Here is a 7125-nt window from a genome sequence, read left to right as displayed (position 1 = left end):
CAGGGTGTGGTGCGGTCGGGTTCCGGCTGTGTGCTCAGGGTGTGGTGGGCAGGCCGGTGGCGCCGGTGATCTGCTCCCAGATGGTGAAGCGGACGGTCATTTCGGCGCGGTAGTCGGGTGCGGCCATGAGGTGGCGGCGAGGTCGGAAGTGGGGTGGGATGCCGCTGAACGCGGACAGGAAGCGTTGTGCTCCGCCGGCGGAGCGGAAGCCTTTCATCGCGCGTTCACGCTGTCTGGTGGGCTGGTGACTGTTCTCGGCCCGGTTGTTCAGGCCCTTGTGGGAGCGGTGCTCGACGGAGGGCATGATTTCGCGGTGAGCGGCACCGTAGGAGCGAAGCTTGTCCGTGACGACCACCTGCGGTACCGCACCGGTCTTCTTCATCAGCCTGCGGAAGAAGCGCCTGGCCGCGGCCTCGTCCCGCCGATTCTGGAGAAGGATGTCGAGCACGTTGCCGTAGGCGTCGACGGCCCGCCACAGGTACTTCAGCTCGCCGTTGATCTTGATGAAGACCTCGTCCAGATGCCATTTTCCCCGGGTCGGGGCCGTCGGCGGCGCAGCCCGTCGGCGTAGGCCTGCCCGAACTTCACACACCACCGGGTCACCGTCTCGTACGAGACGGTGACACCGCGCCGGAGCACCCTGGAGCCTGTCCTCGCGGCTCGTGTCGGTGAGGCGTTGAGCGGCGCGGCGGTGGTGGGGGAACGGCGGGCGGAGGGCGAGCCGTATACGCGGGTGGAGACGGATCTGGTCGTGGAGGTGCTGGCCGGGTCCGGCCGGCACGGCACCCTCACCGTGACCCGGATGCGGTGAGGGTGCCCGTGCCTGACTGCTGGTCAGGGGGCGGCGCCGAGGCAACCGTTGTCCGAGAATGCTGGCCCCCAGTCGGGCGGCGTCTGGCGAGACATCATCGTCGAGCCGTGGACGATCCGCGATGACGACGGCTCTATCGGCCACGGGGTCACAGCGGGGGCATCCGCGCATTCCTCGCCGGGGGAAGGTGCTGACATGGCAGGCATGGGACCGGCGCCGAAGCCGGCCGGCAGGAAGGCGCGCAGGAACGCCGAAGCGATCCCGCAGACAGTCTTGCGGTGGGAGCGGGCCGAGGCGCCCGAGCTGCCCGAGTTCCGCATCGAGCGCGACGGGCAGCTCATCGAGTTCGTGTGGCCCGAGCGCACCCGCGAATGGTGGCAGGTGTGGATCGATAGCCCGCAGTCCGAGCACTTCGGGTCGTCCGATTGGCAGTACCTACTCGACACCGCGCTGATTCACGCCCGGCTGTGGCGTGGCGATCTGTCGGCCGCCGGCGAACTGCGGCTGCGCGTCGCTGCGTTCGGTGCGACGCCTGCGGACAGGGCGCGGCTGCGCATGGTGTTCGCCGAGGCGGATGGTGCCGACGAGGGCCGCGGCGCGTCCGGCGCCCCGTCCGCGCGGGAGCGGCACGGCAACCTGCGGTCGCTGCCTGGCCGGAAGAATGAGCCGGGCGGGAGCGCTTAGGGATTTTGCAGGTGATGGGTAACCGAACCAGATTTGCGCTATTCCCTCTTGACTGTGCACGTTTCAGTCTTGTTGATTTCATCTGGTTTCACGGGAAATAATGCCGCTTTCATTATATCTGCAAATTCCGCTTCTGCTTGACTTTCGCTAAGTTGCTCCGGGGTTCGCTTCCAGGACTTTCCGCCACTATCGGTGAAAATCATATACCCCCGAAAATAGGGCCAGACCTCCACCCCGCTAGGTGGCGTAATCGTGAACTGATACTCGGTACATGGGGCTAGGCTGCCCAACATCATCGTCTCTTCGTCCATTTCTGCTCCTGGGTAAGAAGTCTTGACTGTGGCGGCAGAAACCGGATCGGGTGACCTGTTCACAACATGCAGCGTTACTTCGTCACTGGCGCCGAATTGCCCTTCATACCAATAGGTCACTCTCGATGCCTGTTCTCGCTCCTCGCGCTCGCTGTCCTCTTTGGACTGGGACAGTTGGTCTTTCGCGGTCTCCTGGCTCCAGTACGTTGCAACAGCCTGAGCCCAGAGTCCTCCGATGGCAGCGACGGCAGCGAGCGCTGTGCCCGTAATCGTTATGAAATGCGCCCAACGGGTTCGGCATAGGTGTTGCCAGGCCCTCTGCATCCATGTAGGACGAGACTCAAGCTGCGGCTCGGGAGGTTCTTCACGTTGCCGTGGCCGGATGCGGTTCGGCGTCTGCCGTTGCCGTGCAAGGCGTACCCGGCTTCGTCGCTGCTGTGGTTCGTTGGCCACTCATCCCCCATAGTCTCGGCTCGCCTCCGTGACCAATGCTCGCGCATCTCAGTCGGTTTCCGTAGCTCTCTTGCCGATCCTCTGACCGTACGTCAGTGGTCCCTCATCCGCCCCGGAGCCCGAGCGCTGGGTATGGTAGACGAGGGCGTCGACGACCGAGTTCCCTAAGCGCTGTCCCGTAAATGATCTGCGGCATGCTGGTTGACCAGCGTTGTTTCCCGGTCATTCGGCGAGGGTGAGGTTGTGGAGGCGGGCGATGCCGAGCATGGCGTGGTGGACGCCGTCGCCTTTCAGCCGGCAGTCGCGGAGGATCTTCCAGGTCTTCATCCGGGCGAAGGCATGCTCAACGCGGGCGCGGACCTTGCGGTGCGAACGGTTGTGCTGTTCTTTCCAGGCCGGGAGTTCGGTCTGGCCGCGTTCGCGGCGGTGCGGGATGACCAGGCCGGTGCCGCGGTAGCCGCCGTCCGCGATCACTGTGGTCCTGCCGACGGCGCCCTTCGCGCCGGACAGTTCCCACGCCTTGCAGTCGTTGCGGTTGCCGGGCAGCGGCCGGCCGACGGCGACGACGACGAGCCGGGTGTCGGCGTCGATGACGACCTGGTGGTTCGTGGAGTACCGGTAGTTCTTCGACTGCGCGGCGATGGTGTGGTCGCGGGTCGGCACCAGGGTGCCGACCACGATCAGCGCGGTGTCCTTGCGGAACCGTCTGCGGGGCTGGAGCGCGAGCGAAGGGCCGAGGTGGTCGACGATCCCCTCGGCCGCCGACTTCGACACCCCGAACAACGGAGCCAGTTGGCGCAGGGTGAGGTTCGTGCGCCAGTACGCGGCGACCAGCAGGACCCGGTCCTCCAGCGGCAGACTCCAGGGCCGGCCCTTGCGGACCGGGTCGGCACCTTCGCGCCGCAGCGCGGTGACCAGCTTGCCGAACTGGCGCAGGCGCCGAATCAGCACACGGCTGGCCCCCTTCTTCCTGTCTCAGCCTGCTGGCAGACCATCCCAGTGCAAACCCTGTCGTTCTTCGAGCTGTCCTCGGCGAAGAAGCTTGTTGTCGTTCCATACGCTGTCGCGGGCCGCGCTCAGTTCCTGGAGGGCTTCGGGCGGGGTGTGGGGATTGGTGGCCAGAGCTTGCCAGACGAAAGGGTACGGACATTTCGCGAGACGCTGCAGGACCAAGCTGTCTCTCTCGGCACATGCCAGTGCGAGCCGTTGCAGCGAAGCTCGATGAGGGCGAGCGGCCCTACGCCGCCGTACTCGCTCTCGCCGACCGGCTGGAGCTTGAGGCGGATGAGGTAAGGAAGCTTGGAACCCTCCGTGGTGCCTCTGCTCGTCTATGCCATCTGCTTAACCTGCTGGCTGAGTGTCCGCATCTCAGGCACCCCCTCTGGTCACGGGTGAGATGTGCCGGAGAGCGGGCACGGGGCTGCCCCCAGTTGCCCGTTCCGTGCTGCGGGCACCGGGTCGGCGGCCGTACACCTGCCGCGCCCGCGCCTTTGCCATCACCGCATCCAGTGCCCGTCGGTGCTCCATCCCACAAAGCGCCGGGCGCGTCCGGCGTCTGCCGTTCCGTCCTCGTCGAAGGCACCACCCTCGGCGACCAGGGCCAGGCCCGCCAGGGCGGGGACAAGCCGGGCCGCGACATGGGCCGGGTGGCGGGCCGTCTCCTCGTTCAGGCCTGCGATGACCCGCCGCTGTTCCCGTGGCGGGCTCAGGGACAGGTGGAAGACCATCTGGCGCCAAGCGTACGCCGCGTCCTTGATGGCGCCCAGCGGTCGCGGGTTGCGGTGCACACGGGCGGTCAGCCGGCACACGGTCACGAAGCAGCGGCGTGCCAGGTCGGCCCAGCCGGACCGTGGGGCCATGCCCACCCGGTGGACCAGCGTGGCCAGGTTGTGCGTGGTGAGGATCTGCGCCTGCTCGATCACCGTGCCGTTCGCCGCGACCGACCAGCACCGGGACGCCGCTGTTCCGGCTCGCTCGGCGCACAGCCGCGCGAATCCAGGAAAGGTACGGACGCTAGTCAAACGCGTCAGGGCCGCGTCGGTCTCGACGATCGCCAGATTGCGTATCGCTGCGTAGTCGATGTCGTAGTAACGCTCGTACAGCGTGCCGCTGAGCAGCTCGCCCGCGACTCGCGCCGCCGTGAGGTACTTCGGGCTGAACGTGCCCGTGAAGATGTCGGCGGCCAGCTCTTCCACGAACGGGGCCCCGAGATCGCACTGGCGTTCAAGAACGCCGAACTCGCGGATCAGCGGGTTGGGCAGGATCGTGCCCGGGAAGGCCTGCACGGCCAGCTCGCCCAGCTGCCGCAGCACGGCGAGCGCACCTTCGCCGTCCGACGTACCCACTACCGCGGAGCGCTGTCCCGACACAGCTCGCACCCAGGGCAGTTCCTCGACGCGCACCTGCCGCTCCAGATTGAGCAGAAGCAATGAGCGGCGGTTGCGAAAAGCCCGGTAGTTCGCGGCCATCACAGCTCGCAGCGTCTCTTCGCCGTACGCGTGTGCGGTGGTGGTGGCGACCAACTGGGGAACCAGCTCGGCCAGGACTTCGGCGGACGGGACGACTCCCCGCTCCACGAGCGTGCCGAGCGGTGCGCTCAGCGCGGACTCGACCACCTGGCCGATCGCTGCCGGTACGACGGCTCCCGTGGGCAAGCCGGTCTCCCGGTTCTCCTCCTCGGTCACCGGGCCCAGGAGCGGGGCGATGTCCGTGATGCCCGTCTCCAGCGGGAGTACAGCGAGTCGACGCAGCATCAGCTGAGCCAGGGCGTGATGTGAAGGAAGCGCCGCCTGCTCGGCCTGGCACCGGCGCAAGGCCAGGTGCGCGGCCGAGCCAGGCAGACCGCGCCGCCGCACCATGGACCGCACCGCGTGCCGCAGCAGACCGAGTTGGCGCGCCTCCAGCGGCCGTCCGGCGACGACCTCCTCCAGCGCCCCGCGCAGAATTCCCAGGTTCTCCTTGGAGTCGCGGTGTTTGGTGCACAGGGTGTGTTCCGCGGCGAGCAGCCAGTAGCGACCGAGCAGAACCTCGCCCTGCGCCAGCCAGTCGGCGTCCAGGACATGTGCGAGCACCTCTCCGTCCCGCGCCGTCCGCAGCCAGTGGACGAGCAGCTCGTCGCCGAATGGCTGCCACACGGCGAGCGCCTCGCGCTGGGTCTCGACGGCCACGTTGGGACGCCGTCGTATCAAGGTGTCGACGGCCTCAGAGACGGTGTGCCGATGGACGGCCGTGGTGGCGCCCGGCGCGGGCCCGTCCGCCGGGCGCGGCAGGAACCGCAGCCGGTCGGCGAACGGCTTCAGTTCCGCCACGAGGTCGAGCGCCGCGCTGGTCTCCCCATGGCGCACCAGCCAGGCCATGGTGAGCAGCGCGGCCTCCTCGGGCACACCGATCTCGTAGCTGCCGCTGTCCAACCGGGCCCACAACCAGGCGAGCCCGGGCTCGGTGAGGCAGTAGGCGAAGAGCGCGCGCCGCTCAGCGGGCACCCCGAAACTCCGCGCGGCTTCGGTCTCGTGGGTCTGGAGCGGGCCACCCGCGCTCGCCGTCCCAGTAGCGAAGCCGCCCCGCATTACTTCAGGAGTTACCCAGGTCGGGAGGCCGACCACGGGCGTACGCGAACCGACCGACAGCCGGCCTGCGGCCATTGCCGCCAGGACCTCCCGCCAGCGCTGCCCGCGGACCTCGGCCCGGCGCCGGGTCCCGGCGTCTTCGTGGGTCAACGCGGTCATGAAGGCCTTGGCCAGCTGGCCCTCCGGATATGACGGGGCCACTGTGAGAGGCTGCTGCTCAGCGTTGTCGTTCATAAGCCGACGTGGCAGGTTCCGCCCCTGCGGCCTCCGGGTCCAGAGCCCGGTGCTCTACTGCTGAGCTACACGCCGATGACGGTAGACGTTAGACGTCGGTGTGATCACCCCACAACCGGCTTTTCCTTGGGTTCGCAAGCCATGAGCACACCGCAGGAAGGAGCCGGCGCTGCCCGTGCGGGTCCTGCCGTCCCGCTCGCCGGTGCGCCAGCCCGGACAGACAGGTCGTGCGTCCCGCACCACATGACGGTGCCCCGCCACGATGGGGGGCCTGCAGCCGTGACGACCTACGCTGTCTGGGAGTTGCCCGGCCCGCGCACCAGGGGACCGTCCAGGGGTAACAATGCTGGATCCGGACGCTCTGCAGCCTGCGGTACATGCATGCGTGGAGGTGAAGCTCCACCTCTGGTCTGGACAGCCTGATACTGGGATTTGTAGGTCTTGGAGGAAGCAGTTCAGGTAGTGAGCAAGAAGAGCAATATGAGCAAGCGGTACACGGCCGAGTTCAAGCGGGACGCGGTCGCGCTGGTCCGTTCCTTCGGGCGGACGGTGACCGAGGTGGCCCGGGAGCTCGGGGTCAGTCCCGAGGGCCTGCGGGGCTAGGTGAAGCAAGCGGCGGTCGACCGGGGTGAGGGTCCGGCCGGGGCGCTGACGACGGCAGAGCGTGAGGAACTGGCGAGGCTGCGGCGCAAGGTGCGCGAGCAGGAGCAGAGGTGCTGTCACGTTGTTGAGCGAGAGGTGTCCTGAGGGTGTGTCGGGGTGTGGTGGAGCCGGGTTCCGCTGCTGTGGTCAGGGTGTGGTGGGCAGGCCGACGGTGCCGGTGATCTGCTCCCAGATCGCGAAGCGGGTGGTCATCTCGGCGCAGGCATCGTCTGGGCTCCTCTCATGACACCCATCTGACCCTCTGTCACCCATCCCCGCATCTCGGGGGAACCTCACGCCGTCGCCGGTAGTGGGCGTTGGCTCCTGGTGAGTGGGTGAGGGTGGCGAAAGCCCACAGGTATCCGGCGTGGTTCAGCCGGTTGTTCTTCACGAACCGGCGCCCGACGTACTTGCGTTTCCCGGA

6 protein-coding genes, 1 tRNA gene and 2 pseudogenes are annotated in these 7125 nt (G+C 67.6%); 3 read left to right on the top strand and 6 right to left on the bottom strand.

All coding sequences use genetic code 11. The annotated features are described in order from the left end of the window. Positions 1–34 precede the first annotated feature (34 nt). Positions 35–639 (bottom strand): annotated as a pseudogene (locus tag ACWCQ6_RS34850) (IS6 family transposase); the annotation flags it as partial. On the opposite strand from ACWCQ6_RS34850, the gene ACWCQ6_RS34845 reads away from it, so the two are divergent. Together ACWCQ6_RS34845 and ACWCQ6_RS34840 are read left to right on the top strand one after the other, a co-directional pair. Further along, positions 620–811: a hypothetical protein gene (locus tag ACWCQ6_RS34845; RefSeq protein WP_451096174.1), complete on the top strand. Its 192-nt coding sequence runs from the start codon at positions 620–622 to the stop codon at positions 809–811. The pseudogene ACWCQ6_RS34850 and the gene ACWCQ6_RS34845 sit on opposite strands and share 20 nt — an antisense overlap. 195 nt (positions 812–1006) lie before the next feature. Next, complete coding sequence (locus ACWCQ6_RS34840) at positions 1007–1495, top strand: phage terminase small subunit (RefSeq protein WP_451096172.1); 489 nt, start codon at positions 1007–1009, stop codon at positions 1493–1495. A gap of 38 nt (positions 1496–1533) precedes the next feature. On the opposite strand, the gene ACWCQ6_RS34835 is transcribed toward ACWCQ6_RS34840, so the two are convergent. The 4 genes from ACWCQ6_RS34835 to ACWCQ6_RS34820 form a co-directional block, all read right to left on the bottom strand. Beyond that, the gene (locus ACWCQ6_RS34835) at positions 1534–1926 is read right to left on the bottom strand and encodes a hypothetical protein (RefSeq protein ID WP_451096170.1); all 393 of its coding nucleotides are present in this window, start codon (positions 1924–1926) and stop codon (positions 1534–1536) included. Between the two features lie 555 nt (positions 1927–2481). Then, on the bottom strand, positions 2482–3210 hold the full coding sequence (locus ACWCQ6_RS34830; RefSeq protein WP_451096168.1) for a transposase: 729 nt from the start codon (positions 3208–3210) through the stop codon (positions 2482–2484). A gap of 545 nt (positions 3211–3755) precedes the next feature. Beyond that, entirely contained in the window at positions 3756–6059 is a 2304-nt protein-coding gene (locus ACWCQ6_RS34825; RefSeq protein WP_451096166.1) for a hypothetical protein, read from the bottom strand. Positions 6060–6062: 3 nt separating this feature from the next. Then, a tRNA-Gln gene (locus tag ACWCQ6_RS34820) sits at positions 6063–6134 on the bottom strand. A 405-nt stretch (positions 6135–6539) separates the two neighbouring features. On the opposite strand from ACWCQ6_RS34820, the gene ACWCQ6_RS34815 reads away from it, so the two are divergent. Continuing rightward, on the top strand, positions 6540–6662 hold the full coding sequence (locus ACWCQ6_RS34815; protein WP_451096164.1) for a transposase: 123 nt from the start codon (positions 6540–6542) through the stop codon (positions 6660–6662). A 331-nt stretch (positions 6663–6993) separates the two neighbouring features. On the opposite strand, the pseudogene ACWCQ6_RS34810 reads toward ACWCQ6_RS34815, so the two are convergent. Next, positions 6994–7125: pseudogene (locus ACWCQ6_RS34810) on the bottom strand (IS110 family transposase); the annotation flags it as partial.

Source organism: Streptomyces sp. NPDC001880 (assembly GCF_053594575.1).
The sequence above is the reverse complement of the archived record's forward strand: the minus strand, read 5'-3'. Positions and strand labels throughout refer to the sequence as shown.